Origin of the sequence: Mesorhizobium sp. M1088 (assembly GCF_040318575.1) — a bacterium.
Classification (GTDB): domain Bacteria; phylum Pseudomonadota; class Alphaproteobacteria; order Rhizobiales; family Rhizobiaceae; genus Mesorhizobium.
Window position 1 is genome coordinate 90,019 of record NZ_JAMYMO010000010.1, and the last position, 24,129, is coordinate 114,147.

Genomic DNA, 24,129 nt, shown 5'->3' on the forward strand with positions numbered 1-24,129 from the left:
CCCAACCCGCCGCGCCCAGCCGCGGCCCCCGGCCACTCTACACCGGCAGAGGATCCATGCGAAGCTGTGCTGGCCCGTCCAGCGAGACGAACCCGCCGTCAGTTCGCCGCCTTCATCCAGTGCTGCATCGTCGTCACCGAGCGGGCAAGCTGCGGCGCCGGGTGGATTTTTTCACCGAAGGTGGCCGCGGCGCGCCAGCCCCAGCGCGGATCGGCAAGAAAGGCGCGCGCCAGCGCCACCATGTCGGCGCGGCCGTCGGCGACGATCGCCTCGGCCTGTTTCGGATCGTCGATCAGGCCGACGGCCCGCGTCGGGATGCCGACGGCCTTGCGCACCGCTTCGGCCAGATGCACCTGGTAGCCGGGCCCGGAGGGCAGCTTCTGCAAGGGCGAGTTGCCGCCGCTCGAGCAGCAGAGATAGGCGACGCCGGCTTCCTTCAGCGCTTTTGCCACTTCGATCGCATCCTCGACCTCGAAGCCGCCATCGACCCATTCCTTGATCGACAGACGGGCGCCCAGCATCAGCCTGGGCGTCGCCTTCTTTACCGCCTTGGCGATCTCGACGGCGAAACGCATGCGGTTCTCCAGCGAGCCGCCCCAGCGGTCGGTGCGCCGGTTGGACAGCGGCGACAGGAATTGGAAGATCAGATAGCCATGCGCGGCATGCAGCTCGATGAAGTCGAAGCCGGCGCGCTCGGCCCGCCGCGCCGCATCGGCGAAGCGTTCGATGATTTGCAGGATCTCGTCGTCCTCCAGCGCCCGCGGTACCTGCCAGCCGGTGTCGTAGGCGATCGCCGAGGCCGACACGATCGGCCACGGATCCTGATCGGCATGCAGCGGGCCGCCGCCCTCCCAGGGTTTCCGGTTGGAGGCCTTGCGCCCGGCATGGGCAAGCTGCGTACCGAATTTCGTGCCCGGTGCGGCGACACGCTTGGCTGCATCCAGCGTGCGTCGCGCGGCCGCCTCGTTGTCCTCGGAATAAAGGCCGAGACAGCCATGCGAGATGCGGCCGCGCCGTTCGACATCGGTCATCTCGACGGTGACCATGCCGGCGCCGGACATCGCCAGGTTCATCCAGTGATAGAGATGCCAATCGCAGGCCGAGCCGTCCTCGGCCGAATACTGGCACATCGGCGCGACCGCGATGCGGTTGGGGAAGGTGAGGCCGTCGAGGGTGATCGGCTGGAAAAGCGATGAGGTCATAAAAAACTCCGGAAAGGGTTGCCGCTATTTAGGCAGCCGATTGTGCCAGCGCCAGACACGAGACGGTGAACCGGCGCTCTGGACCAATTGCTGACCCGATTGCACGAACCGCCGTTCGCGGCTACGCCTTGCCGCGGCAGCAGGGAGTCCACCATGGAAGATCGCATTCGCATCCGCTCCGAGGAAGTCCTGTCCGACGAGTGGGCGGTTTTGAAAAAGACCGTCTTCGACTACCGCCGGCGCGACGGCAAATGGGAAACGCACACCCGCCAGACCTACGATCGCGGCGACGGCGCGGTGATCCTGCCTTTCGATCCGGAGCGTTCGACGGTGCTTCTGGTGCGGCAGTTCCGCTACCCGGCCTACGTCACCGGCCACAAGGAGCCGCTGATCGAGGCCTGCGCCGGCCTGCTCGACGAAGACGATCCCGAAACCTGCATCCGCAAGGAGGCCGAGGAGGAACTCGGCTATCGGCTGAAGGACGTGCAGCGGCTGTTTTCGCCCTATATGAGCCCCGGCAGCGTGACCGAGCGGCTCTGGTTCTTCGTCGCCCGCTATTCGCCCGCCGACCGCATTTCCGACGGCGGCGGCGCGCATGACGAAGGCGAAGACATCGAAGTTTTGGAAATGCCGCTCGACGAGGCGCTGGCCGGCATCCACGACGGTCGGATTATCGACGCCAAGACGATTATCCTGATCCAGCATTTGAAGCTGAACCCGATCGGGGGGTGAACGGCTTTGCCGCAACGGGCTGAGATGCAGCTGAAAGGGAACAGATCTATGATTATCAAAAACTTGCCGAAGTGGTTGGGTGCGACTTCGATGGCTGTCTTTCTCCTGGCATCGATTACCCCGTCACACGCTGAATCCTATTCCAACCTGCAAAGCAAAGGATACAAGACCGGCAAGCTGTCGCGAGGTGCATCAGGCTCGCTGGGCTGGTTCGTGTCCAACGGCGAGAAAAAATACTTCTGCAGAATGCGAGCGGCGCGAGCCTATATCGGCACTACAGGGATGGTCGCTTTTACTGCCGCCGGTCGGCAAATCTCGTTGGACAGGGAAGTCTACGAAAAATACGCCGGATTTGATGCATCCATTCCGCAGCTTTCAGACCTGAAGGCTGGTAAGCTCAACAAGCGAGCTGTCGGTAATTGCGGTCCCGCAAAGTGAACCGCCCTTAAGCTGTCTTGGCAAATCCAAATCTGGTGCGGACGACGGGAATCGAACCCGTACGATCGGAGATCGAGGGATTTTAAGTCCGTTGCGAGGGTTGGTGTGGGCGACGGGATTTGAACCCGTAAGTGCTTGAAACACCGGCAGATTTTAAGTCTGCTGCGTATACCAGTTCCGCCACGCCCACCTCCCACATTGTGGGGAAATCCCACCAGTCTCCCACATGGTTTCCCACACGGTCGGCCTAGGATTTGCCGTTCACTACCACGAGCCTCGGAGCCGCGCCACCTTCGAGCGCCGTGAGGTTGTCGAGCAGATGGTTCGGCGCAAGGTGGGCGTAGTTCAGGGTGGTCTGGATCGACTTGTGGCCCATCCAGATTTGGACGCGCCGGATGTCGATGCCACGGATGATCTGCCACGAGCAGCACGTATGCCGCGTTGTGTAGACCACGGTGTCGGACAGTCCTGGGATGTGTTCGCGGATGCTGCGCCACACCTCTACGACCTCCCACTTGCCGATGTCGCAGAGGTCGCTGTGCTGCATCGGACGGTGGATGCCCTTGCGGTTCTGAGCCATCAGGCGACTGCCGAGAGATCGTGGTCGTGATGCGTTAATGGGGTTGGCTGGACTAGCTTTGAAGGCGATGTCCTAAACACCGTCCTCTCCTACTCCAATGCGAGCGCCTAGTTTCCCGCAAGTTGAGATCAGCAAGGCGCCTCGCAGCGCCCTTGAACGTGGTGTCCATGATGTTTTTCTGTGTTTTTGTGGGGGGCAGGCTTTTCTTGGCCACGACTTATGAATAGTAGAAGGTAACGAGCGCTATATTTCGGCGATCTCTAATTTAGGAGTATATGATTTGTGGTGGTCAAGGTTCAAAAGAGGTTTTGCAGGAACATGGGAGGATAGACTGGACGGGATATTCTCATTGGAGATCGACTATGCTGGGAAATCCATTCTCGATGTTGGCTGCAATATGGGTGTTGTCGCCTATGAGATCTCCAAGCTGAAACCCAGTTCGATCCACGGGATCGACATTGCCAAGCCGCACATCGAGACCGCAAAGATGTTGTTGAGTGGCTCCCCGGTACATGCCAGGTTCGATCGCCTAAACCTCGGCAGCCGGCGCCTCGGCAATATCCTTCTACCGAAATACGATATCGTCCTGCTGCTGGCCGTCTATCAGCACATGCAGCGCAACATCGGCCCAGGCAAGGCGCGAAGGGTGCTTTCCAATATTGTGAGGCGCACCTCGAACGTCGTTGCCCGCGTTCCGCCTGGAACGGATGGCGAATTCATCGAAACGCTTTCTGACGAGGGGTTCCAGGTTAAGAGCACTCACACATCGCCTCTTGGCAGTCATGTGCTGGTGTTTGAGAAACCGCCTCACGCACCTCTAAGATTGTGCTGATTTAATTCGATTTCCTCTTCTGGAGCCACCCTTGGCGTAGTTGTCTAACTCGTCGTCGGTGCCGGCCTGCAGATTGATGTGGATTGGTTTGGCCATGAACGTCTGTTCTCCTTTTGCCACACGATTCCCACAACGGCGTGTTTCCCACAAAATCCGTTGCACGAGTGGAGAGATTAAAATGAAATGAAAAACCCCGGCGCAAACCGGGGAATTACAAGCGTTGAGGGGTTAGTTGCGAGGGTGCAACGGACTAGAACGGGATTTTAAGTCCCTTGCGTCTACCAATTCCGCCACGTCCGCAGGCCAGTCCTGTTCAGATGCCGGGCAGGGGCCGTCAAGCCGTCTTCTGCCGTCGACAAATCTGGCACTGGAAGCTAGCGAGGCCGATCACCTACAGTGATACAAACAAAATCGTTTCACCTGGAAATGTTTTTAGCGGCAGCTTCCGCGGCTACCGCGAATGCGCGTCCCCCGTTCGCAGGATGCGTTCGGGCGCTCTGCCCTGATAGACTCCAATTGGCAAGTGGATCGGCGCGCCGATACTCGACGCCGTCCTCTACAGACATTGGGAGATTGTCATGCTCAAGCTTGCCTCTGCCCTGGCACTGCTGGTTGTTGGGACGGCGTCTCTGTTTGCCGATGAGATGCCGATGAACGCCAAAGACATCAAATGGGGTCCTGCTCCAGCTGTCATTCCCGCTGGCGCGGAAATGGCTGTTGTCGCTGGAGACCCCTCAAAGGAGGGCGCCTATGTGCTGCGGTTGAAGACACCCGCCGGCTACAAAATTGCCGCACATAATCATCCCACCACGGAATACGTAACGGTGCTTTCCGGCAACTTCCATATTGGAATGGGCGATAAGCTCGACGAGGCGAAAGGTGTCGAACTGACTGCTGGCGGCTTCGGCGTCGCGCCGGCCGGAATGAATCACTTCGCCTGGACGACAAGCGATACGATCATCCAGGTTCATGGCGAGGGGCCATTCAAGATCACCTACGTCAACCCGGCAGACGATCCGAGCAAGAAGTGACAGTTCGGGATCGAATTGAGTGAACCGGCCGAAGGCTCGGAACGAGTGCGTCGAACTCCGCCACCGTCGATTCAGAAGGATCCTCTAACGAGACGAAAGCTGATTGGCCGCAACGGAATCGCATTCCCGCTTGGGCCATTTTGCCGTGAATGGCGCCATAACAGAAAAACCCGCCTCGGGAGGCGGGTCGTTGGAGCCAATTAGCACCATACCCAAATTAGTAGCATAGCTGCAGGCACAAAGCAAGAACAAAGTTGCTGCGGCCGGCACAAAATGCCCTTGGCGATTGGCGAAGGCCATGGCGCATCGATCTCCCTCCTTGAGGCAGGGCTATCGCAGATGGAAAGCCGAGGCTTTCGCTCTACGACGTACCCCCACCCCTAGCCCCTCCCCACAAGGGGGAGGGAGACTTTCGTTGGCGCTGACCTCGGCAAATTGCCTGCCTTTCGGCGCCAAAAGGGGAAGTAAGGGCGGGCGGCAGCGTTCCCTCCCCCTTGTGGGGAGGGTTAGGGTGGGGGTCCATCTTCGTAAGAATCCAAATGCGATTGCCCTGCTCCTTGAGGGGAGATGGCCGGTAGGCCAGAGGGGGTCGTCGCGCGTGGATAGGCGACCCCTCTGTCGCCTTCGGCGACATCTCCCCCTCGAGGGCAGGGCTATCGCAGATGGAACGCCGAGGCTTTCGCTCTACGACGTACCCCCACCCCTAACCCCTCCCCACAAGGGCCTCGAGGGGGGAGATCTGCAACTTCGCCGTCCGCGCTTACTTCCCCGCTGGTCAAAATCCTCGCGGCTTGGCACAGTCGGGCAAAGAGGAGCCTGTTGATGCCGAAGACCGCCAATGCGACGAAACCAAAACCCTGGGCCGAGATGGCGACGCATCTGGTCGATGTCGCCATGGGCCGCAAGCCCGCCGATCTCGTCATCCGCAACGGGCGCTGGGTCAACGTCCATTCAGGCGAGATCATCGCCGGCACCGACATTGCCATTGCCGGCGGCCGCTTTGCCTATTGCGGGCCGAACGCCGGCCATGCCATCGGCCAGGGCACTAAGGTGGTCGATGCCGGCGGCCGCTATCTGGTGCCGGGGCTTTGCGACGCGCATATGCATGTCGAGAGCGGCATGGTGACGGTGACGGAATTCTGCCGCGCGGTGATCCCGCACGGCACCACCTCGATGTTCATCGATCCGCATGAGATCGCCAACGTGCTCGGCCTGCCGGGCGTGCGGCTGATGCATGACGAGGCCGTCGCCATGCCGGTCAACGTACTCGTGCAGATGCCGTCCTGCGTGCCTTCGGCACCGGGGCTGGAGCATGCCGGCGCCGAACTGACCGTCGCCGACGTTGCCGAAGCGATGAGCTGGGAAAACATCATCGGGCTCGGCGAGGTGATGAATTTTCCCGGCGTCGCCGCCAACGATCCGGTGATGTCGGGTGAGATCGCCGCGACGGTGAGGGCCGGCAAGACCGTCGGCGGGCATTATGCCTCGCGCGATCTCGGCCTGCCGTTCCATGGCTATGTCGCCGGCGGCCCTGAGGATGACCACGAAGGCACGCGCGCCGAGGACGCCATCGCCCGCGTCCGCCAGGGCATGAAGGCAATGCTGCGGCTGGGCTCGGCCTGGTACGACGTGGCCTCGCAGATCAAGGCGGTGACGGAGAGCGGGCTCGACCCGCGCAACTTCATCCTGTGCACCGACGACAGCCACTCCGGCACGCTGGTGCACGAAGGCCATATGGACCGGGTCGTGCGCCACGCCATCAGCCAGGGCTTGAAGCCGGTGACGGCGATCCAGATGGCGACGCTCAACACCGCCCAGCATTTCCGGCTGGAGCGCGAGATCGGCTCGATCGCGCCGGGACGGCTCGCCGATCTGCTGATCGTCTCCGACCTCGCCGAAATGACCATCGACGAGGTCTATGGCCGCGGCGTCAGGCTGGCCAAGGGCGGCAAGCTCGAAATCGACATTCCGGCCTACGACTATCCGAAGACGGCGAAGAACACCGTCAAGCTCGGCAGGAAGCTCAAGCCCGGCGACTTCGACATCGCCGCACCCATGGGCGCCAACGAGGTGCGGGTGCGCGTCATCGGCGTGATCGAGAATCAGGCGCCGACGCGGGCGCTGGAGGCCGATCTTGCCGTCGAGGACGGGCTGGTCGCCATGGACCGCCGCAACGATGTCTGCCAGATCGCGCTGGTCGAGCGCCACAAGGGCACCGGTGGCGTCACCAACGCCTTCGTCTCCGGCTTCGGCTACATCGGCGATTGCGCCATGGCGTCGAGCGTGGCCCACGATGCCCACCACATCATCGTCGTCGGCACCAACAAGCAGGATATGGCTCTGGCCGTGAACCGGCTGGGCGAGGTCGGCGGCGGCGTCGTGCTGTTTTCCAACGGCAAGGAGCTGGCGCTGGTCGAAATGCGGATCGCCGGGCTGATGTCGGACGAGCGCGCCGAAATCGTCGCCGCCAAGGCCGACAAACTCAGCGACGCCATGCGGCAGATGGGCTGCTCGCTCAACAACGCCTACATGCAGCACTCGCTGCTGGCGCTGGTCGTCATCCCCGAGCTCAGAATTTCCGACGTCGGCCTGATCGACGTGACGACTTTTCAGAAGGTCGATCTGTTCGTTTGAAGAATCATTGAACCCTGGAGGGACAGCGCCCCCCTCTGTCCTGCCGGACATCTCCCCCTCAAGGGGGGAAATTGGCAGTTTCGTTGACAGCGCCTTGTTCAAAGATGGAGATTGGCGAAAGCCGAAAGTGGTGGCCAATCTCCCCACTAGAGGGGGAGATGTCCGGCAGGACAGAGGGGCGCGAAGGATCGCTGCCGTGCGCTTTGTTCCGAACTGACGTCAACAGTGACCGCTCATCGATCGCTCACCCGCCGGTGGCGATGGTCAGCACTTTGAACGGCGTGGTGATGACGATTTCGGCGACCGAACCGACGGCCTTGCCGAGGCCCTGGCCGAGATTGTCGAGCTGGGCCGGCGCGGTCTCTTCGGAGGCGAGGCCCGCGGGGGCACGCAAGCGGTCGCCGAGCAGCTGCACCAGGAACGGATTGTCGGCGAATTTGGCGTGGTTCAGCCGGTCGCCGCCCTTGGTCTTGGTCAGGTCGACCACCGAGACGCCATAGCTGGCGAGGTCGGCCGCGTCGCCATAATCGCCGACGCGTGGCTTGTCGCCAGAGATCAGGGTCGACAGCCTGAGCGCCCGGTCGTCGCCCGAAAGCAGCACGGCGAACGGCTTGTCGGGCTTGCCGTAGCGGATCATCTGCTTCTTGAACACGTCGACGTCGATATCGGGTGAGGCCAGGATGACGTAGCCGAGCTTGCCGCCGAGGTCGCGGTCGCCGGTGATGGCAAGCTGGCGCAACGCTTCCATGGTCACCCAGGTCCCCATCGAATGGGCAATGATGTCGATGCTCTTGGCGCGGCTCTTGGCGAGCATGCGCAGCGTCGCTTCGAGATCGTCGCGCGCCGCATTGGCGCTTTCCTTGTCGTAGATGTAGCCGGTCGTCTTGCCGCTCGACGCCCACGAAAACAGCACCGGCGTGCCTGGGTATTTCGTGTCGTGCGCGATCTGCGTCAGCCGGTAGATACCGTCGTCGAAGCCGTTGTTGAAGCCGTGCACGAAAACCAGCGCGCGGTCGCCGCGCATCGCGATATCGGCGCCGACCGCTTTGGCGAATTGCGGCGCGCCTTCGTAGAAGGTGACGCCCGTCGCCGTGAAATCCTTCGCCGGATTGCTGTTGGCCGAGCCCTTGACCCGCTCGATGGCGCCGAGCTGGTGGATTTTGGGCACCGTCACCTCGACGCTGGCAAAGCTGGTGGTCGGCGAACGGTCGCCGTCGAACACCTGCCGGGGCGCTTTCATTGCCTTTTGCCGGGTCGTTGCGACGAAGATTTGATGCGTCGCCGCGATATCGGCAGCAGGCACGGTGATTGTCGTCTTGTTGAGCAGATCGTGCGTGTTCTGGCCGGCGCAGCCGGTAACCGCGAGCGCGAACGCAGCGACGAGAAAGATCTTCGAAGGCACGATCACGCGGGCTCCCGCAAAGGCGACGTCGAGCCGGAGACGTCTTGGCCTATTCGATAGAGGCAGAGGCCGGCACGGTCCAGTTCAAACTGTTCCGATTGTGCGGCAATGGTCAACGGTCGCTGCCGCGCAATGCAGCTATTGTCCGACCGAGGCGATGCGGTCTGTCACTTCGCGGTCGCTGGCAAACCCGTCATCCTCGCGCAGCTTCTGGCCGATCAACTGCACCAATTCCGGATTATCGGCGAATTTGGTGTGGTTGAAGCGGTCGGTTCCCTTGACGCTGGAGAGATCGACGACCGACACGCCATAGCTGGCGAGGTCGGCGGCGTTCTTGTAGTCGCCGACGCGCGGCCGCGCACCGGCGATCAGGCCGGAGAGCCGTAGCGCCCGGTCGTCGTCGGAGAGCAGCAGGATGAACGGCTTGTCCGGCTTGCCGTAGCGGCGCATCTGGCTCTTGAACACGTCGACGTCGATGTCGGGCGAGGCCAGCACGACGTCGCCGAGCTTGCCGCCCAGATCACGGTCGCCGGTGATGGCGAGCTGGCGCAACGCCTCCATGGTAACCCAGGTCCCCAGCGAATGGGCGACGATGTCGATGCGCCGCGCGCCGGTCTGCGCCAGCATTCTCAGCGTCACTTCCAACTGGTCGCGGGCAACGCTGGCGCTTTCCTTGTCGTAAACGTAGTCGGTGGTCTTGGCGCCCGACGCCCAGGAAAACAGCACCGGCGTGCCCGGATAGCCGGAATCATGGGTGATCTGGGTGACGCGGTAGACTGCGTCGTCGAAGCCGGTGTTGTAGCCGTGGACGAAGACCATGACGCGGCCGCCGCGCGCCGCGATGTCGGCGCTGAGGGCGCTGGAGAATTTCGGCTGGGTGTCGTAGCCGACGACCTCGGAAGCCATGAAGTATTTGGCCGGATCGTCCGACTTGCCGCGTGAGCGCCGCTCGATCTGGCCTGTCTTGTGGATGCCGGGGACGGTGACGTTGACGCGGGCATAGTTCAGCGTCGCCGAGCGCTCGCCGTCGAAGACCTTGTTGGGATCGTCGGAGCGCTTGCGCGTCGTGGCGATGAAGATCGAGTGATTGCCGGCGATTTCCGTCACCGGCACCGCCATCATGGCGCTGCCGAGCAGTTCCTCGGTTTGGCGGCCGCCGCAGCCAGCGAGCAGCGCGGCAAGGACAATGATGCAAATCGTCTTCAAGGGCACTTAAGCAATTCCACTCCGGCCTGACCAAAGGCCCATCCACCTCCGCCGCACCTCCCGGACAGGCGAAGTGCGGCAGAAGTAAGTCGCAGGCGCCCGAAATGCGCTCAGCGCCCCACGACTGCCATCGCACTGTTGCGCGAAAGCCAGAACGGCGGCAGGAACGCCGGAATGTTGGAAAACGGCAGCACTTCCGGCTTCAGTCTTATGCCAAGCACGTCGCGCATGAAGGCGCGGCGCGCCTCGATGCGGCGCCAGGCTTCCGGATAGCGCGCCGCGATCTCTTCGCGCAGCGCCTCGTCGGCCAGCGCGATGCCGTCCTCGATGTTTGTAGTGAAATAATCGGTGCCGGTCGCCGGGATGATGTCGACCTGCAACGCCATGCCCGATTTCAATCTGATGTCGGAGCCGGAAAATACCGGCGAATGCATCCATTCGTCGATATGGATGAGATGGCCGGGGTTGAGCGCTACGCCGAAGAACCGATCGCCGATGCGCTCGTGCACAGCTTGCCACAACGCGCCGCCGGGAACGCCGATGCCGACCGTCTCGTACCAGTCGACGACGGCGCAGAAATAGGGCGCGACCAGCTTCTCGACATAGTCCTGGATGCCCCTCGGAAGCTCGGCCGCGTCCTCGACCAGAAAACCGGCGCGGGCATTGAGCGAGCCCTGGATGCCATAGGCCATGGTGATCGGGTCGCCGCGCTTGATGACGTCAAGACGCGGGCTCGGCAGGCCATAGGCCGCCCGCCTGCCGGCCGACAGCATCGGGTGGCAGCATTGCGGCAGGCCGTTGATGCCCATCAGCCGCGCCGCCTGCAATTCGGTCATGCCGGGTTCGATGCCTTGCAGGACATTGCGCAGGCCTTGCGAGGAATAGGTCGCGGCGAATTCGAACGCGGCCAGTTGGTCGGCCTCGTTGATGGCGCGCAGGCCGTCGGCAGGGTTCATCAAAAGGTTCGCCGCGTTGATGATCACGCCCCTATCGCCGGCAAGGCTGCGCAGCGTGTCGGCGATGAAGGACGGCAGGTCGAGCGTCGTTTCGCCAAAACCCGCATCGCCGGGGCCGAACGGCTTCCAGCCGATGGCGCCGATGCGCTGGCCGGCTTTCAGGCCGCAACCGACGAGGATGTCGGCCAGCGCTTGCGAGCGGTCGCGCGGCTGCGCCGGCAGCGAGAACGTCTGGTAGAGCACGCGCTCGTAAGGCCCGTCGCAGATCTCGGCATAGCCCCAGCCCTCGTTGCCGACCAGCAGTTTCGGCGGCTTGCCGGGAACGATGACCAGCAGCGTCTCCTCGAAGCGAGGATCGTAGCCGCAGAGGTAGGCGACATTGGCCGCATGTTCGCGGTCGCCATAGACGACGAAGGCATCGAACCCGCCGCGCGCGACCAGTGCCGCTATACGGGCCTCGTAGGTGGCGCGCGTAACCAGCGGCATCACCGTCGGCTCGCCGAACTCCGGCAGCGACACGGTTTTCTGGGCCACCGATGCGACAGGCATGAACACACGCTCCTAACGGCCAACGAGGTTTTGGGAACACCCTTTCGGGTGGCCGGACAATGGCTTCGCGAGGCCGGATATGCAATAGCGGGACCGAATTCGCCTAGCCTGTGGGGTGCTCCTGCCATGACCAGTTTCTCCTCTCGCGTCGCTGCCGCCGCTGCCGCGATCCGCGAGATCTTTCCGGAAACGCCGCTGCAGGAAAACGACTATCTGTCGAAGAAGACCGGCGCGCGGGTGCTGCTGAAGCGCGAGGACCTGACGCCGGTGCGCTCCTACAAGATCCGCGGCGCCTTCAACTTCTTCCGCAAGACGCTCGCCGCCGGCAATGAGGCCGAGCTGTTTGTCTGCGCCTCGGCCGGCAATCATGCGCAGGGCTTTGCCTTCGTCTGCCGCCATTTCGGCAAGAAGGGCGTCGTCTTCATGCCGGTGACGACGCCGCAGCAGAAGATCGACAAGACGCGGCTGTTCGGCGGCGAATTCGTCGAGATCAGGCTGGTCGGCGATTTCTTCGACGACTGCTACCGCGCGGCACTTGAATTCACCGAAACTGCCGGCGCCCACATGGTGCCGCCGTTCGACCATAAGGACATCATCGAAGGGCAGGCGACCGTCGCCTATGAGATATCAGGCCAGATGCCCGGCGCGCGCATGGCTGATATCGTCATGCTGCCGGTCGGCGGCGGCGGCCTGGCCGCCGGTGTCACCCATTATTTCGCCGACCAGCACCGCGAAACGCGCTTCGTCTTTTGCGAGCCGGCCGGCGCCCCGAGTTTGAGCGATAGCCTTGCCGCCGGAAAGCGGATCAAGCTCGCCAAGGTCGACAATTTCGTCGACGGCGCAGCAGTGGCCGAGATCGGCCGCGAGCCGTTGCGCCACCTGAAGGAGTTTGCCGCCGACACCGTGCGGCTGATCCCGGAAAACCGGCTCTGCGCAACCATGATCGAAATGCTCAATGTCGAAGGGGTCGTGCTCGAGCCGGCCGGCGCGCTGGCGATCGATGCGCTCAAGGATTTTTCCAGGAAGGAAATCAGGGGCAAGACCATCGTTGCCGTGGTGTCGGGCGGCAATTTCGATTTCGAGCGGCTGCCGGATGTGAAGGAACGGGCGCTGCGCTTCGAGGGCTTGAAGAAATACTTCATCATCCGCTTCCCGCAACGGCCCGGCGCGCTGCGCGATTTCCTCGAATTGCTGGGTCCCGACGACGATATCGCCCGCTTCGAATATCTGAAGAAATCGGCGCGCAATTTCGGTTCGGTGCTGATCGGCATCGAAACCAAGGACCGCCGCAATTTCGACCTGCTCAAGGCGAATTTCGACGCCGAGAGCGTCCATTACCAGGACATCACGGACAACGAGACGCTCGCCGGGTTCATCATATGAGCAGCAACGATCTTCCGAACGCTCCGGCGAAGGATTTTATCGCGCTGTTTTCCGGCATCAATGTCGGCGGCAACCGCATCGTTAAGATGGCGGAACTCAGGTCATTTTTGGAGCAGCTCGGCTTCTCCGATGTCGCCACCTATGTGCAGAGCGGCAACGCCGTGTTCCGGTCGCCAGATGGCGATGGGGCGACGCTGACCAAGCGGTTGGAAGCGGAATTCGAGAAGAAATGGGGGTTCCATTCACGCATCATGGTGCGCGATCTCGGCTGGCTCGAGCGGCTGGCGGCGGACAATCCCTATCCGGAAGTGGCCGGCGAGCCGACCAAGCTGCATGCCTATGCGCTGGAGCGCCGGCCGACCGCCGAGGAGGTCGCCCGGCTGGCGGAAAAATGCACCGGGCCAGAACGCTTCGAGATCAAGGGCGACGTGCTCTACCTGCATGCGCCTGACGGGCTCGGCAAATCCGTGTTTGCCAATCAAATTCCGCGCGTTCTGAAGGTGCCGGGCACGGCGCGCAATTGGCGCACCGTGCTGATGCTGCTGGACATGGCCAAGGCCGGCGGTTGACAGGTCGTCTACGCGGTCGGATCGCGTTTCCAGTCGAATGCCAGCTCTTCACGGAAGGCGAAGCGCTTGATGTGCTCGGCGACGACCGTTTCCAGGCGCTCGAGCGACCCGGCTTCATCGGTCGTCACTGCAATGTGCAGCGCAGCCGGGTCGGCATCGAGAACCGTGCGGCCGAGCGTCAGATCGATGGTGCCGTGGTTCGGGTCGAATTCGACGGGAAACTTGTGCGCCCAATGTTTGCACAGCTGCTGCAGATAGCGGCTGGCGTGTTCGGTGGCGACGTCGACATGGCTGGCCGGCATGATGAATTCTCCTTGGGAATGCGGACGCGAAAACCGAACCAGGGCCCGCCTGCGTCCGTTCAACGTGATCGGTTACCAGCTGCCGGTGTTCGGCATCGACGCCCACGGCTCGGCCTTCGGCTTGGCCGGACCTTTCTGCAACAGCTCGATCGAGATGCCGTCCGGCGATTTGACGAACGCCATGTTGCCGTCGCGCGGCGGCCGGTTGATGGTAACGCCATTGTCCATCAGCCGCTGACAGGTGGCGTAGATGTCGTCGACCTCATAGGCGAGATGGCCGAAATTGCGGCCGCCCTTGTAGTCTTCCGGGTCCCAATTGTAGGTCAGCTCGACCAGCGGCGCTTTCTCGCTGATGCCGCTTTGCTCGTCTTCGGGGGCGGCGAGGAAGATCAGCGTGTAGCGGCCTTGCTCGTTTTCATGGCGGCGCACTTCCTTGAGGCCAAGCTTGCTGCAGTAGAAATCGAGCGAAGCATCGATGTCGGCGACACGGACCATGGTGTGCAGATAGCGCATGATTTCCTCCTTATGTTGCGTTGCGGCGCAACATAGGGGCGGCCCGGCCAAAGGGCAATTGGCCACGCTTGCCGGCGCCGGCAAACGGCAAATCCGCTATTCCTGTACGGAACCGTGAAAAAAGGCACGTCAGGTCTTGCACACACCGGAAGCCGCGGTGTTAATCTGATACCAAGAATCAGTTGCGGTGTTTGTTGAAAAAAGGGGGCGTTCTTATGGGGGAAAAGGCCTCTTTCATGGGGCGGGACGGGGCCGGTAACGATGCGTTGAAGCGGGATGAGAGCGCCGATACGGCCGATCTCATCGAAATCGCCGGCGCCATCAAATGGTTCGACGTGGCCAAGGGCTACGGTTTCATCCTTCCCGATGATGGTACTTCGGGCGACATCCTCCTCCATGTGACATGCCTTCGAAAGGACGGTTTTCAGACCGCCCTGGAAGGCGCCCGTGTCGTCTGCCTGGTCAAGCAGGGCGAGCGCGGGTTGCAGGCCTTCCGCGTGCTCTCGATGGATGTCACCACGGCGGTGCATCCGGCGGAGCTGCAGGAGCAGCGCACCCGTGTCGCGGTGACGCCGGAAAGCGGCCTCGAACGGGCGCTGGTCAAATGGTTCAACCGCACCAAGGGGTTCGGCTTTCTGACCCGGGGCGAGGGCACCGAGGACATTTTCGTCCACATGGAGACGCTGCGCCGCTACGGCATCACCGAACTCCGGCCGGGCCAGGTGGTGCTGGTCCGCTTCGGACGCGGCGACAAAGGCCTTATGGCTGCCGAAATTCACCCCGATATGGGTACCTTGCCGGTCTCGCATTAGTTCCGGCCGAGGATTTCATATGGCTCACAGGAACCGGCTGACGGCGGGCGCGCTCTGCGCCGGGATTTTCCTCATCGTCGCCGCAAGTGCGTTCTTCTATTTTCAGCAACCGAGTTCGGCCGACGGCAAGGCGATGATCCTTCCCGTCGACCCGGCGCCGCTGGTCGCGGTGACGAAGGCCGGCGAGCGTTCTTTTTCCGTGGAAATCGCCGACACGCCCGCCGAGCGCGAAGCCGGCCTGATGTTCCGCCGCCACATGGCCGACAATCACGGCATGCTGTTCGTCTTCGGCGCGCCGCAGGATGTGAGTTTCTGGATGAAGAACACGCCGATGCCGCTCGACCTGATCTTCGTCGGACAGGACGGCCGGATCCGGGCGATCGAGCAAGGCGAGCCGCAGTCGGAGGCGATCATCTCGCCGGACGAACCGGTGCGCTTCGTGCTCGAGCTCAAGGCGGGCACGGCCGCCAAAAAGGGCATTAAGGACGGCGACCTGCTGCGCCATCCGGCCATCGGCACGGCGCCGGGGCCGGCCATGCCGCCGCCCGACAAGGGCGATGCGCCGAGTGTCGATTCCGACTGAGCGGGCAGGATCTTCAGCCGATGCAGTTCTTCTCACATGACGGTTTCGACCTTGCTTTCCTTGACCGCCAGCCGGCATCGGGGCAGGGCGATCCGGTGCTGATGATCCACGGCTTTGCCTCGAGCCATTACGTCAACTGGGTGTCACCCGGCTGGTTCAAGACGCTGAACGACGCCGGCTATCGTGCGATCGCCTTCGATAATCGCGGCCATGGCTCGTCGTCGAAGAGCTATGACGAAGCTGACTACACGCCGGCAAAAATGGCGTCGGACGCGGCAGCGCTTTTGAACCATCTCGGCATCGAACGCGCTCATGTCATGGGTTATTCGATGGGCGCGCGCATATCGGCCTTCCTGGCGCTCTCCGACCCGGAGAAGGTGGCGACGCTGGTCTTCGGCGGTCTCGGCATCGGCATGGTCGACGGCGTCGGCGACTGGGATCCGATAGCCGACGCCCTTCTGGCCGACGATCCGGCAGGCACCAGCGATCCGCGCGGCCGCTCGTTCCGCGCCTTCGCCGATCAGACCCGCAGCGATCGCCGCGCGCTCGCAGCCTGCATCGCCACCTCGCGCGAATTGCTGAGCGAGGCCGACATTGCCCGCATTGCCCAGCCGACCTTGATTGCGGTGGGAACCAAGGACGACATCGGCGGCTCGCCGGATGAACTCGCCGCCCTGATGCCCAACGCCAGGGCTTTTCACATCGAAGGCCGCGACCATATGCTGGCGGTCGGCGACAAGACCTTCAAGCAGCGCGTGCTGGAGTTTTATGCCGAGCATCCGCTCTGATGGATGGCTACCCAAAAAGCGGCCATCGGGCCTGAAGCTGGGGTCCTTAGCGGTTTTGCAACGATACCGGGGTAACTAAGCGTGACGCGTGGATCGGTTCAAACCCGCCACGCTGAACGAGGGGCAGGGGGTACGATGGCACAATGGGGAAGAAGCGACGCCGCTTTGCTGGGCGTCGTTGCGAAAAGCAGGTTCGGCGAATGGTCCGTTGTTCTAGCGCTGGCTGCATTGGTGGCAGGCGCGATGGCGATCACCGCGTTGATGGCAATGCCCAGCGACGCGTCCGTGCTTATCCAGCACAGTGTGACAGGCTTCTTCATGGCGGTATTTTTCCTGGTCGGGCCATTGGCGCATCTTACCGGCGCGGTCTTCGGGCTGATGGCGCTGGGTCGTCCAAACGACAATCGTTTGCTCGGCCTGGCTGGCATCGTGGTCAACGGCGCGTCGCTTGCCGCCGGGGTGTTTATGCTGTGGGCCATGGCATCGACCATAGGCGCGTTTACGTGATTTCCGGCAAATCTTCCGGACGCAAGTGGCCGACGCTTCGGGCTACGATCGGCGCGGGCTGTGCCCCAGCGCCCTGAGCGAGCGCGCCATGTTATGCCGGGCCTGGGTTTCGAAGCGCCGGCGGAATTCCTCGCTGTGGAAGATATGCGGACGCGCGAGGAAGCCCTCTAGCACTGCGGCACGGCCGGCCCGCCACATCGGCTCATCGACCCACTTATATTCGCGGCGGACCGCCTGTTCATAAGCGTCGAACGCCTCGGGCGCAGCACCCAGGATCGCCAGGTCCATGTCGAGGAACAGCGCCGCGTCGCGAACCGAATGCTGGTCGCCAAGGGGCGGCAATTCGTGGCCGGCGGTGGCAGTGATCATCGCCGCGATGTGGCCGAGGCGTTGTGCATCGGCGCGACGGGCGAGCTTTTCCTCGGCAAGTGCGGCACTCCTCGCCTCATTGTCCTTGGCGCGGCTGTCGTAGATCGCGTCGTGAAACCAGATCGCTGCCTCGACTGCTTCAGGGTCATGCAACAACGCCTTGTAATCATTGGCCAGCGCCAGCATCGCCTCGATGTGGCCAAGGTCGTGGTAGTGGCGATCTTCGGCCTCATAGAGCGCGGAAAGCTCGCGCTTCAGGGTCTCGTCCATCAAGGTTGCGTTTTCCATGGCTGCTTGAAATTCCGCCAACCAAATCCATTTCACCAAGCACTAAGGAAAATTGAGTTCACCCGTGCTATGATCTGGCTTATAGGTGCGGCCGGAGAATAGGCAAGCCGCCAACCGAGACATTGGGTAGCCGAGACATTGGATGGCCGGAGACATCAGATGAACAGCGTTACGATTTCCCGTCCCACCAGGGTGCAGCCGGTAGATCCGATCTGGCGTTCGATCCGCGACGAAGCGATGGAAGCGGTCAACCGCGATCCGCTGCTGGCGGCGTTCCTCTATTCGACCATCCTCAATCAGGAAAACCTGGAAGAAGCGGTCATTCACCGGCTGGCCGAGCGCCTCGCCCATCAGGACATCGGCTCCGACCTCATCCGCCAGACGTTCAAGGCGATGGCGGCCGACGACAAGGACTGGTCGACGACGGTGCGCGTCGATATCCAGGCCTATTACGACCGTGATCCGGCATGCGACCGCTTCATCATGCCGGTGCTCTACTTCAAGGGTTTTCACGCCATCCAGACGCACCGGCTGGCGCATTGGCTGTGGAACCAGGGCCGCCAGGACTTCGCGCTGTATTTGCAGAGCCGGTCGTCCTCGGTGTTCCAGACCGACATCAATCCGGCTGCCCGCATCGGCAAGGGCATCTTCCTCGACCACGCCACCGGCCTCGTCGTCGGCCAGACGGCGGTGATCGAGGACGACGTGTCAATCCTGCACGGCGTGACGCTGGGCGGCACCGGCAAAGCCGGCGGCGACCGCCATCCCAAGATCCGCTACGGCGTGCTGATCGGCGCCGGCGCCAAGATCCTCGGCAACATCGAGATCGGCCATTGCTCGAAGATCGCGGCCGGCTCGGTGGTGCTGTCGCCGGTACCGCACAACAAGACGGTTGCCGGCGTGCCGGCCCGCGTCGTCGGCGAGACCGGCTGCGACCAGCCTTCGCGGCAGATGGACCAGCTGTTGCCATCGCAGACGATGGACCACGTCGTCAGCTTCGACATCTGAGTGCTCGGGCAGGGGCTGAATTCCTGCCCCCCATGCCGGCTTGCCTTTACATGGCCATTGTCGACGTGCCAGAAGCGCGCTCAAACGAAGAAGCCGACGATCGGAGAAGACTGTTGAAGCCGGACGAAATCAGAAAGCTGGATGCCTATTTCAAGCGCACCTTCCAGAACCCTAAACTCGAAGTGAAGGCGCGGCCGCGCAAGGAAGATTCGGCCGAGGTCTATGTCGGAGACGAGTTCCTCGGCATCGTCTTCAAGGACGAGGACGACGGCGACTATAATTTCTCGATGGCGATCCTCGACATCGATCTGGCCTGAGCTGGGAGTTTAGCTGGCCGCTACGCCTCAAGTGCTGCGGCGATACGGAACCTTGCAGGACGCCGGTGGGACAGCGCCCCCCTCTGGCCTGCCGGCCATCTCCCCCACGAGGGGGGAGATTGGCAGCCTCGGCGCTGCGCTCTTCCTGCAACATTGGAGATTGGCGAAAGCCAAGATGACGGCCGATCTCCCCCTTGTGGGGGAGATGTCCGGTAGGACAGAGAGGGGCGCGAAGGATCGCTACGGAACGGCTCGTTTCGTTGCTTATCGCCCGGTCTTCTGCACACGCGCTGCTTCGGCAGAAATCGCCGCGTCGAGCCCCTGCCAGTCGCCCAGGAATTCCCGGGGGAAGCGGTAGGTGAGGCTGAGATTGTCGCCGACCAGGATGTCGCGTTCGCAGGGCGCCAGCGATTCGTCCGCGCTCGGGCCGCTCAGGCAGCGTGCGACGAACGGATCCTTGCCGGGGCGATCGGCGACCGCCAGCACTTCGTTGAGATAGCCTGATTTCTCGCTGAAGGCGTAAAGCGTGGTGCCGCCAGGGCCGGGCGTACCCGGCTTGGCGATCAGCGCGCTGTAGATCGGCGCGAAGCGGCCGCTCATGTCGCGCGACATCATCTGCGGCTCGAACGACAGGAAGACGATGTCCTTGCTGGGTCCCGTGTGGTTGAAGTCGTTGCGGGCAGCCTCGCTGTAGCCGTCCATCTCGGGATAGCGCAGATAGAGGTCGAGTCGCGAGGCGATGCCGTCGCGCCGGGCCTGGGCAAAGCGGATGACATTGGCCGGCACGGCGATGACGTTGTTGCCGATGACGACCCTGTGGACCGTGGTGTCGTCGGTGTACCCGGCCATGGCGATCGAGCGGCCGAACCATTTGCCCCCGAGGCTGATCGCCACCGAAACCAGCGCCAGCGTCGCGAATGCATAAAACACCCGCCTCATCAGCGTCGAATCGACGACGCTGAGTTGCGGGCCCTCAGTGGCGGCTGCCTGCTTCATCGCGACCCTCGTTTGCCGTCCCATCGGGTGTACCTGAACGGCACATCTCGACGCGGCACGGCTCTTGCTTCGCAGCTTTGCGGGCGACTGTGCAATTTCATGGTAAACGGAGGGTAAAGATGGGCCCGGTCGAACAAATCATATTCAGTTTTATGGCTGGGCTGACGGCTTGCGGCCTGGCCGGATCGGCGATGGAGCTGATCGCCGGCCGCAGGCTTGCCTTCGTCCAACCCTATGTATCGTCGAAGCACATGCTGCGCTCGCTCGCCGCGACGGCTTGCGCCGGGCCGCTGATGTTTGCCAACGAGGCGCTGGACGCCTGGCGCGAGCGTCGCATCTCGGTGCTGGGGCTGATCTCCTGCGGCTGTACGGCGACCATCTGGGCGCTGGCGCTGGGCATGGTGGTGATCGCCATTGCGTCCTGGGCGGCTTCGCTTCTAGGGTCTGGCAGCTTGTCGGTGTGAGACGATCTGGAGACAGCAATGCCGATCTACGCGATTGACGGAAAAGCGCCCGCCTTCGAGGACGCCGACAGCAATTGGATCGCGCCCGACGCCACGCTGATTGGCAATATCAGGATCGGCCGCAATGCCGGCTTCTGGTTCGGCGTCGTCGTCCGCGGCGACGACGAGCCGATCGTCGTCGGCGCCGACACAAACGTGCAGGAGCACACAATCATGCACACCGACGCCGGCTTTCCGCTGACCGTCGGCCAAGGCTGCACGATCGGCCACCGTGCCTTGCTGCACGGATGCACGATCGGCGACAACAGCCTGATCGGCATGGGCGCCATCGTGCTGAATGGGGCGAAGATCGGCAACAACTCGCTGGTCGGTGCCGGCGCGCTGGTCACCGAAGGCAAGCAATTTCCCGACAATTCGCTGATCGTCGGCTCGCCCGCGCGCGTCGTCAGGATGCTCGACGAGGACGCAGTCGCCAGGCTGCGCGCCTCGGCCGCGCATTATGTGGCAAACGGCAGGCGGTTCAGGGCGGGGCTGAAGAAGGTCTAGCCGACCCGGAAATGGCGGAGCCGCGCCTTGAGATACCGAAGCATAACCCCTTCCAAGTCAAACCGGCTGGGCGGTCGGCCGGAACAAGATCTCGTTGATATCGACGTCGTCGGGCTCGTTGATCGCGAAGGCGACCGTTCGGGCAAACGTATCTGGCCCCACGGCGATCTTGCTCACGAAGTCCCTGGTCCCCTGCTGGATATCCTTCTCGCTGATATGCTCGAGCAACTCTGTGCTGACAGCGCCCGGCGAGATCACCGTGGTGCGGATATTGTAGGGTTTCACCTCTTTCCGCAGACCCTCGGATAGCGCACGCACCGCGAACTTGGTGGCGCAATAGACCGCCGCACCCGGGTCGACCACATGGCCGTATACGGACGAGACATTGATAATGTGCCCCGATCGCTGCTCCTTCATGTACGGAAGCGCGGCCGCGATGCCGTAAAGGACGCCCTTGATGTTGACGTCGATCATCCGGTCCCATTCGTCGACCTTGAGCCGTTCGAGCGGGGCCAACGGCATGAGGCCCGCATTGTTGAGCATCACGTCGATGCGGCCGAATTCCCGGACCGCCGTATTCACCAGGTTCTGGACCTGGCCGGCGTCGGTGACGTCCGTAGTAACGGCCTTGGCTTTGTGCCCAGCGGCGGTCAGTTCCTGGACAAGGGCGTCGATGCGGTGTGACCGCCGTGCACCCAGGACCACGGAAGCGCCTCGTGCGGCAAGATGGCGTGCCGTCGCTTCACCGAGGCCACTGCTGGCACCGGTGATGACGACGACCTTGTTCTCGATTCCTTCGGACATGAGATTCTCCTTGACAAGAATTGAAAGAGTTCAGGTGCGGGGGCCGGCCGAGGCGGCGAGCAAGGCCGATCCCGTGAGCAGGACGGCGGCGAGAAGGAAGGCGCTCCACCAGCCGGCCACGTCGAACAGCAGGCCTCCTGCAATAGCGCCGCCTGCGATCGCGAACTGGATCAGGGCGACCTGGAGTCCGCCCCCGGCCTCCAGGTCTTCAGGGATGAGCGTGCTCATCCAGGTGTTCCACGCCACCGGGATCGGGGTAGCGAACAGTCCCCAAAGAACCAGCAGGCCGGCCGTGGCGCGTGCAAACGGTCCAAAGGCAATCAGCAGTAGAGCGAAGACCGCGAGTGCACTCGGCAGCCCGATCAGCACGGCTGTGAGGTGCCGCCGGAGTATGAAGCCGACAATCGACAGTCCCGCCACGCCACCGAGGCCGACGCCCAATAGAGCCAGTGAGAGGGTGTTGACCTCAAGGCCCGTCACGTTTTCCAGAAACGGCCGCAGATAGATCGAGAGCGCGTTCTGCCCGATGAAAGCGAGCCCGGTCGCGCCCATGCCGATGGCGAATCTGCGATTCCGCAGCAGGCCGAACATGCTCGACACCGAGGCGATCTCTGTCGGCGGCATCTTCGGGAGAACGGCCAACTGCCACACGAGCGCCGCAAGGCCGATGGGGACAGTGACGAAAAACGTTCCCCGCCATCCGATCAGCGATCCGAGGAAGCTGCCGACGGGCGCGGCGATCACCAATGCGAAGGCAGTGCCACCCTGGAGCAAGGCAATGGCCTTGGGCAGGTCGGGTCCCGCGGCCAGGCGGGCCAGAATGGCCGTCGACAGTGACCAGAAACCGCCGATCGCGATGCCCACCAGCGCCTGCCCGGCCAGGAAGACCAGGAAGTTGGGAGCAAGCGCCACCGCCAGGCTCGATGCGGCCAGCACTGCCGTATAGACCAGAACCACCGTCCGTCGATCGACGTTTCGCAACAGCGAGTTGCCGAAGAGGCTGGTAACCACGGCGAAGAATCCGGATACCGCGATTGCCTGGCCTGCCTGACCCTCGGAGACGGCCAGATCCTGAGCGATCGGGGTGAGCAGGCTCACCGGGAGGAACTCCAGTCCGACCAGAAGGAAGGTCAGCAGCGACAGGCAGACCACCGCAGACCATGGGGTCGTCCCGCTGTCAGCAGCAGTGGCCTCGTCCAGCACGAAATCGATAGTCATAAGGCAGTCTCCTGTCCGTTCCCGAACTAAGTAGTCGGGCTGGCTAAATGCGACTAGCGGGTATAATTTTGATGTGGTTGTGAATGAGGCTCATCAATGCCACGCGACGAGTTCGCCGAAATGCGCGCGTTCCTGGAGATCACCCGGACGCGGAGCTTCACCCGAGCAGCCGCCAAGCTCGGGGTCACTCCTTCGGCCCTTAGCCACACCATCAAGTCGCTGGAGTCGCGGCTTGGCGTCCGTCTTCTGTCTCGCACCACGCGCGACGTGGCCCCGACGGCGGCCGGTCAACGCCTCAAGGAAGGCATCGAACCGCATTTCGAAGGCATCGCGGCTGAGGTCAGCGCTCTCGGCGTCCTTCGCGACAGGCCGTCCGGCAACATTCGCCTGGTGTGTACCGACGATTCGGTCGACATTGTCTTCCGCGCCCGGCTGCCAAAGTTCCTGAGCGACTTCCCCGATATCAATGTCGAGTTGGTGGTCGACAACGCCTTCACCAACATCGTCGAGCGCCAGTTCGATGCCGGCGTGCGTCTGGGCGAGTCCATTGCCCGGGATATGGTAGCCGTGCGCATCGGAGCCGACGTCACCTACACTGTGGTCGGCTCACCCCATTACTTCGCCCACCGGACACCGCCGGAGACGCCGCAGGAGCTGACCGGCCATAACTGCATCAACTACCGGCTGCCGACGTCAGGATCGGTCTATGCCTGGGAATTGCGGGAAGGAGCGCGCGAGTTCAGTGCTCGGGTCGAGGGGCAACTGACGCTTAACAACATGGGGCCGGCGATCCAGGCCGCGCTTGACGGAGTGGGCTTGGCCTATCTGCCGCGCGAACTCGTCCTTCCACACATTGAGAGTGGCCTTCTCCAGGAAGTCCTGACCAAATGGTGCCCGACGTTCCAGGGTTACCACCTGTACTATCCAAGCCGGCGCCATCCCTCTCCGGCGTTTTCCGCCTTTGTCGACGCGTTCCGTATCAGGGGCAAGTAACAGCGTTTCGACGGCAAACGGCAGCTCGTATCCCACAAACGATCGTGAGACAGCTTGGATGACGAAGCGCAGTTGGAGGCAAAGCCGAGATAACTGTATCGAGATGT

The 24,129-nt window shown here is 62.7% G+C and carries 27 protein-coding genes and 1 tRNA gene; 16 read left to right on the forward strand and 12 right to left on the reverse strand.

Translation table 11 applies throughout. The annotated features are described in order from the left end of the window. Positions 1-98 precede the first annotated feature (98 nt). Complete coding sequence (locus NKH49_RS15280; protein WP_352926505.1) at positions 99-1,202, reverse strand: NADH:flavin oxidoreductase/NADH oxidase; 1,104 nt, start codon at positions 1,200-1,202, stop codon at positions 99-101. Between the two features lie 153 nt (positions 1,203-1,355). Here NKH49_RS15280 and NKH49_RS15285 point away from each other — a divergent pair, with 153 nt between their 5' ends. Then, the gene (locus NKH49_RS15285) at positions 1,356-1,934 is read left to right on the forward strand and encodes an NUDIX domain-containing protein (RefSeq protein WP_352541399.1); all 579 of its coding nucleotides are present in this window, start codon (positions 1,356-1,358) and stop codon (positions 1,932-1,934) included. Between the two features lie 48 nt (positions 1,935-1,982). After that, positions 1,983-2,372 carry a hypothetical protein gene (locus tag NKH49_RS15290; protein WP_352614073.1) on the forward strand — a complete coding sequence of 130 codons (390 nt, stop codon included), beginning with the start codon at positions 1,983-1,985 and terminating at the stop codon, positions 2,370-2,372. Between the two features lie 101 nt (positions 2,373-2,473). Here the strand turns inward: NKH49_RS15290 and NKH49_RS15295 are convergent. Together NKH49_RS15295 and NKH49_RS15300 are read right to left on the reverse strand one after the other, a co-directional pair. Beyond that, positions 2,474-2,562, reverse strand: a tRNA-Leu gene (locus NKH49_RS15295). A 57-nt stretch (positions 2,563-2,619) separates the two neighbouring features. Then, positions 2,620-2,952, reverse strand: coding sequence for a tyrosine-type recombinase/integrase (locus tag NKH49_RS15300; RefSeq protein WP_352926508.1), 333 nt, complete (start codon positions 2,950-2,952; stop codon positions 2,620-2,622). A 349-nt stretch (positions 2,953-3,301) separates the two neighbouring features. Between NKH49_RS15300 and NKH49_RS15305 the strand changes: the two genes are divergently transcribed. From NKH49_RS15305 to ade, 3 genes are all read left to right on the forward strand, one after another. Next, positions 3,302-3,784: a class I SAM-dependent methyltransferase gene (locus tag NKH49_RS15305; protein WP_352819708.1), complete on the forward strand. Its 483-nt coding sequence runs from the start codon at positions 3,302-3,304 to the stop codon at positions 3,782-3,784. A gap of 578 nt (positions 3,785-4,362) precedes the next feature. After that, positions 4,363-4,815, forward strand: coding sequence for a cupin domain-containing protein (locus tag NKH49_RS15310; RefSeq protein WP_352453477.1), 453 nt, complete (start codon positions 4,363-4,365; stop codon positions 4,813-4,815). Between the two features lie 822 nt (positions 4,816-5,637). Further along, the gene (gene ade, locus NKH49_RS15315) at positions 5,638-7,449 is read left to right on the forward strand and encodes an adenine deaminase (protein WP_352541395.1); all 1,812 of its coding nucleotides are present in this window, start codon (positions 5,638-5,640) and stop codon (positions 7,447-7,449) included. A 244-nt stretch (positions 7,450-7,693) separates the two neighbouring features. Here ade and NKH49_RS15320 read toward each other — a convergent pair whose 3' ends face one another. The 3 genes from NKH49_RS15320 to NKH49_RS15330 all read right to left on the reverse strand — a co-directional run bounded on the left by NKH49_RS15320 (position 7,694) and on the right by NKH49_RS15330 (position 11,562). Further along, positions 7,694-8,857, reverse strand: a complete 1,164-nt coding sequence (locus NKH49_RS15320; RefSeq protein WP_352818190.1) for an alpha/beta hydrolase — start codon at positions 8,855-8,857, stop codon at positions 7,694-7,696. A 132-nt stretch (positions 8,858-8,989) separates the two neighbouring features. Then, a complete protein-coding gene (locus tag NKH49_RS15325; protein WP_352451120.1) occupies positions 8,990-10,063 on the reverse strand; it encodes an alpha/beta hydrolase in 1,074 nt (357 codons plus the stop codon). Between the two features lie 104 nt (positions 10,064-10,167). After that, positions 10,168-11,562, reverse strand: a complete 1,395-nt coding sequence (locus NKH49_RS15330) for a hypothetical protein (RefSeq protein ID WP_352818192.1) — start codon at positions 11,560-11,562, stop codon at positions 10,168-10,170. Between the two features lie 126 nt (positions 11,563-11,688). Between NKH49_RS15330 and ilvA the strand changes: the two genes are divergently transcribed. Next, positions 11,689-12,945, forward strand: coding sequence for a threonine ammonia-lyase IlvA (gene ilvA, locus NKH49_RS15335; RefSeq protein WP_352614213.1), 1,257 nt, complete (start codon positions 11,689-11,691; stop codon positions 12,943-12,945). Next, on the forward strand, positions 12,942-13,514 hold the full coding sequence (locus tag NKH49_RS15340) for a DUF1697 domain-containing protein (RefSeq protein WP_352541391.1): 573 nt from the start codon (positions 12,942-12,944) through the stop codon (positions 13,512-13,514). Before ilvA ends, NKH49_RS15340 begins: the two co-directional genes overlap by 4 nt. 8 nt (positions 13,515-13,522) lie before the next feature. Here NKH49_RS15340 and NKH49_RS15345 read toward each other — a convergent pair whose 3' ends face one another. Both NKH49_RS15345 and gloA read right to left on the reverse strand, forming a co-directional pair. Then, entirely contained in the window at positions 13,523-13,816 is a 294-nt protein-coding gene (locus NKH49_RS15345; protein ID WP_352818195.1) for a DUF2218 domain-containing protein, read from the reverse strand. 72 nt (positions 13,817-13,888) lie between these two features. After that, the gene (gene gloA / locus NKH49_RS15350) at positions 13,889-14,329 is read right to left on the reverse strand and encodes a lactoylglutathione lyase (RefSeq protein WP_352818198.1); all 441 of its coding nucleotides are present in this window, start codon (positions 14,327-14,329) and stop codon (positions 13,889-13,891) included. Positions 14,330-14,565: 236 nt separating this feature from the next. Here gloA and NKH49_RS15355 point away from each other — a divergent pair, with 236 nt between their 5' ends. From NKH49_RS15355 to NKH49_RS15370, 4 genes are all read left to right on the forward strand, one after another. Further along, the gene (locus NKH49_RS15355) at positions 14,566-15,141 is read left to right on the forward strand and encodes a cold-shock protein (protein ID WP_352818201.1); all 576 of its coding nucleotides are present in this window, start codon (positions 14,566-14,568) and stop codon (positions 15,139-15,141) included. A 19-nt stretch (positions 15,142-15,160) separates the two neighbouring features. After that, a complete protein-coding gene (locus NKH49_RS15360) occupies positions 15,161-15,724 on the forward strand; it encodes a DUF192 domain-containing protein (protein ID WP_352477423.1) in 564 nt (187 codons plus the stop codon). Positions 15,725-15,744: 20 nt separating this feature from the next. Continuing rightward, positions 15,745-16,512: an alpha/beta fold hydrolase gene (locus NKH49_RS15365; RefSeq protein ID WP_352702391.1), complete on the forward strand. Its 768-nt coding sequence runs from the start codon at positions 15,745-15,747 to the stop codon at positions 16,510-16,512. Between the two features lie 135 nt (positions 16,513-16,647). Next, positions 16,648-17,019, forward strand: coding sequence for a hypothetical protein (locus tag NKH49_RS15370; protein ID WP_352472741.1), 372 nt, complete (start codon positions 16,648-16,650; stop codon positions 17,017-17,019). Between the two features lie 42 nt (positions 17,020-17,061). Here the strand turns inward: NKH49_RS15370 and NKH49_RS15375 are convergent, their stop codons facing one another. Next, entirely contained in the window at positions 17,062-17,676 is a 615-nt protein-coding gene (locus NKH49_RS15375; protein ID WP_352818205.1) for an HD domain-containing protein, read from the reverse strand. A 159-nt stretch (positions 17,677-17,835) separates the two neighbouring features. Here NKH49_RS15375 and cysE point away from each other — a divergent pair, with 159 nt between their 5' ends. Further along, positions 17,836-18,684, forward strand: coding sequence for a serine O-acetyltransferase (cysE, locus tag NKH49_RS15380; protein WP_023717455.1), 849 nt, complete (start codon positions 17,836-17,838; stop codon positions 18,682-18,684). A gap of 113 nt (positions 18,685-18,797) precedes the next feature. Continuing rightward, a complete protein-coding gene (locus tag NKH49_RS15385; protein WP_023674799.1) occupies positions 18,798-19,001 on the forward strand; it encodes a DUF3126 family protein in 204 nt (67 codons plus the stop codon). A 264-nt stretch (positions 19,002-19,265) separates the two neighbouring features. Here NKH49_RS15385 and NKH49_RS15390 read toward each other — a convergent pair whose 3' ends face one another. After that, the gene (locus tag NKH49_RS15390; protein WP_352926516.1) at positions 19,266-19,997 is read right to left on the reverse strand and encodes a hypothetical protein; all 732 of its coding nucleotides are present in this window, start codon (positions 19,995-19,997) and stop codon (positions 19,266-19,268) included. Positions 19,998-20,116: 119 nt separating this feature from the next. Between NKH49_RS15390 and NKH49_RS15395 the strand changes: the two genes are divergently transcribed. After that, positions 20,117-20,461, forward strand: coding sequence for a DUF6949 family protein (locus NKH49_RS15395; RefSeq protein WP_254817711.1), 345 nt, complete (start codon positions 20,117-20,119; stop codon positions 20,459-20,461). Positions 20,462-20,479: 18 nt separating this feature from the next. Next, positions 20,480-21,007, forward strand: a complete 528-nt coding sequence (locus NKH49_RS15400; protein WP_352766737.1) for a gamma carbonic anhydrase family protein — start codon at positions 20,480-20,482, stop codon at positions 21,005-21,007. A 57-nt stretch (positions 21,008-21,064) separates the two neighbouring features. Here the strand turns inward: NKH49_RS15400 and NKH49_RS15405 are convergent, their stop codons facing one another. Both NKH49_RS15405 and NKH49_RS15410 read right to left on the reverse strand, forming a co-directional pair. Then, positions 21,065-21,811, reverse strand: coding sequence for an SDR family oxidoreductase (locus tag NKH49_RS15405; protein ID WP_352541386.1), 747 nt, complete (start codon positions 21,809-21,811; stop codon positions 21,065-21,067). A gap of 30 nt (positions 21,812-21,841) precedes the next feature. Beyond that, positions 21,842-23,029: an MFS transporter gene (locus NKH49_RS15410; RefSeq protein WP_352819363.1), complete on the reverse strand. Its 1,188-nt coding sequence runs from the start codon at positions 23,027-23,029 to the stop codon at positions 21,842-21,844. A gap of 96 nt (positions 23,030-23,125) precedes the next feature. Here NKH49_RS15410 and NKH49_RS15415 point away from each other — a divergent pair, with 96 nt between their 5' ends. Continuing rightward, positions 23,126-24,022: a LysR family transcriptional regulator gene (locus NKH49_RS15415; protein ID WP_352472747.1), complete on the forward strand. Its 897-nt coding sequence runs from the start codon at positions 23,126-23,128 to the stop codon at positions 24,020-24,022. Positions 24,023-24,129: the final 107 nt, after the last annotated feature.

Bases quoted from the DNA above. Each gene is read 5' to 3' on its own strand.
- NKH49_RS15280 (WP_352926505.1), bottom strand. From the start codon at position 1,202: ATGACCTCATCGCTTTTCCAGCCGATCACCCTCGACGGCCTCACCTTC.
- NKH49_RS15285 (WP_352541399.1), top strand. From the start codon at position 1,356: ATGGAAGATCGCATTCGCATCCGCTCCGAGGAAGTCCTGTCCGACGAG.
- NKH49_RS15290 (WP_352614073.1), top strand. From the start codon at position 1,983: ATGATTATCAAAAACTTGCCGAAGTGGTTGGGTGCGACTTCGATGGCT.
- NKH49_RS15300 (WP_352926508.1), bottom strand. From the start codon at position 2,952: ATGGCTCAGAACCGCAAGGGCATCCACCGTCCGATGCAGCACAGCGAC.
- NKH49_RS15310 (WP_352453477.1), top strand. From the start codon at position 4,363: ATGCTCAAGCTTGCCTCTGCCCTGGCACTGCTGGTTGTTGGGACGGCG.
- ade (WP_352541395.1), top strand. From the start codon at position 5,638: ATGCCGAAGACCGCCAATGCGACGAAACCAAAACCCTGGGCCGAGATG.
- NKH49_RS15330 (WP_352818192.1), bottom strand. From the start codon at position 11,562: ATGCCTGTCGCATCGGTGGCCCAGAAAACCGTGTCGCTGCCGGAGTTC.
- ilvA (WP_352614213.1), top strand. From the start codon at position 11,689: ATGACCAGTTTCTCCTCTCGCGTCGCTGCCGCCGCTGCCGCGATCCGC.
- NKH49_RS15340 (WP_352541391.1), top strand. From the start codon at position 12,942: ATGAGCAGCAACGATCTTCCGAACGCTCCGGCGAAGGATTTTATCGCG.
- NKH49_RS15345 (WP_352818195.1), bottom strand. From the start codon at position 13,816: ATGCCGGCCAGCCATGTCGACGTCGCCACCGAACACGCCAGCCGCTAT.
- gloA (WP_352818198.1), bottom strand. From the start codon at position 14,329: ATGCGCTATCTGCACACCATGGTCCGTGTCGCCGACATCGATGCTTCG.
- NKH49_RS15355 (WP_352818201.1), top strand. From the start codon at position 14,566: ATGGGGCGGGACGGGGCCGGTAACGATGCGTTGAAGCGGGATGAGAGC.
- NKH49_RS15360 (WP_352477423.1), top strand. From the start codon at position 15,161: ATGGCTCACAGGAACCGGCTGACGGCGGGCGCGCTCTGCGCCGGGATT.
- NKH49_RS15365 (WP_352702391.1), top strand. From the start codon at position 15,745: ATGCAGTTCTTCTCACATGACGGTTTCGACCTTGCTTTCCTTGACCGC.
- NKH49_RS15370 (WP_352472741.1), top strand. From the start codon at position 16,648: ATGGCACAATGGGGAAGAAGCGACGCCGCTTTGCTGGGCGTCGTTGCG.
- NKH49_RS15375 (WP_352818205.1), bottom strand. From the start codon at position 17,676: ATGGAAAACGCAACCTTGATGGACGAGACCCTGAAGCGCGAGCTTTCC.
- cysE (WP_023717455.1), top strand. From the start codon at position 17,836: ATGAACAGCGTTACGATTTCCCGTCCCACCAGGGTGCAGCCGGTAGAT.
- NKH49_RS15390 (WP_352926516.1), bottom strand. From the start codon at position 19,997: ATGAAGCAGGCAGCCGCCACTGAGGGCCCGCAACTCAGCGTCGTCGAT.
- NKH49_RS15395 (WP_254817711.1), top strand. From the start codon at position 20,117: ATGGGCCCGGTCGAACAAATCATATTCAGTTTTATGGCTGGGCTGACG.
- NKH49_RS15400 (WP_352766737.1), top strand. From the start codon at position 20,480: ATGCCGATCTACGCGATTGACGGAAAAGCGCCCGCCTTCGAGGACGCC.
- NKH49_RS15405 (WP_352541386.1), bottom strand. From the start codon at position 21,811: ATGTCCGAAGGAATCGAGAACAAGGTCGTCGTCATCACCGGTGCCAGC.
- NKH49_RS15410 (WP_352819363.1), bottom strand. From the start codon at position 23,029: ATGACTATCGATTTCGTGCTGGACGAGGCCACTGCTGCTGACAGCGGG.
- NKH49_RS15415 (WP_352472747.1), top strand. From the start codon at position 23,126: ATGCCACGCGACGAGTTCGCCGAAATGCGCGCGTTCCTGGAGATCACC.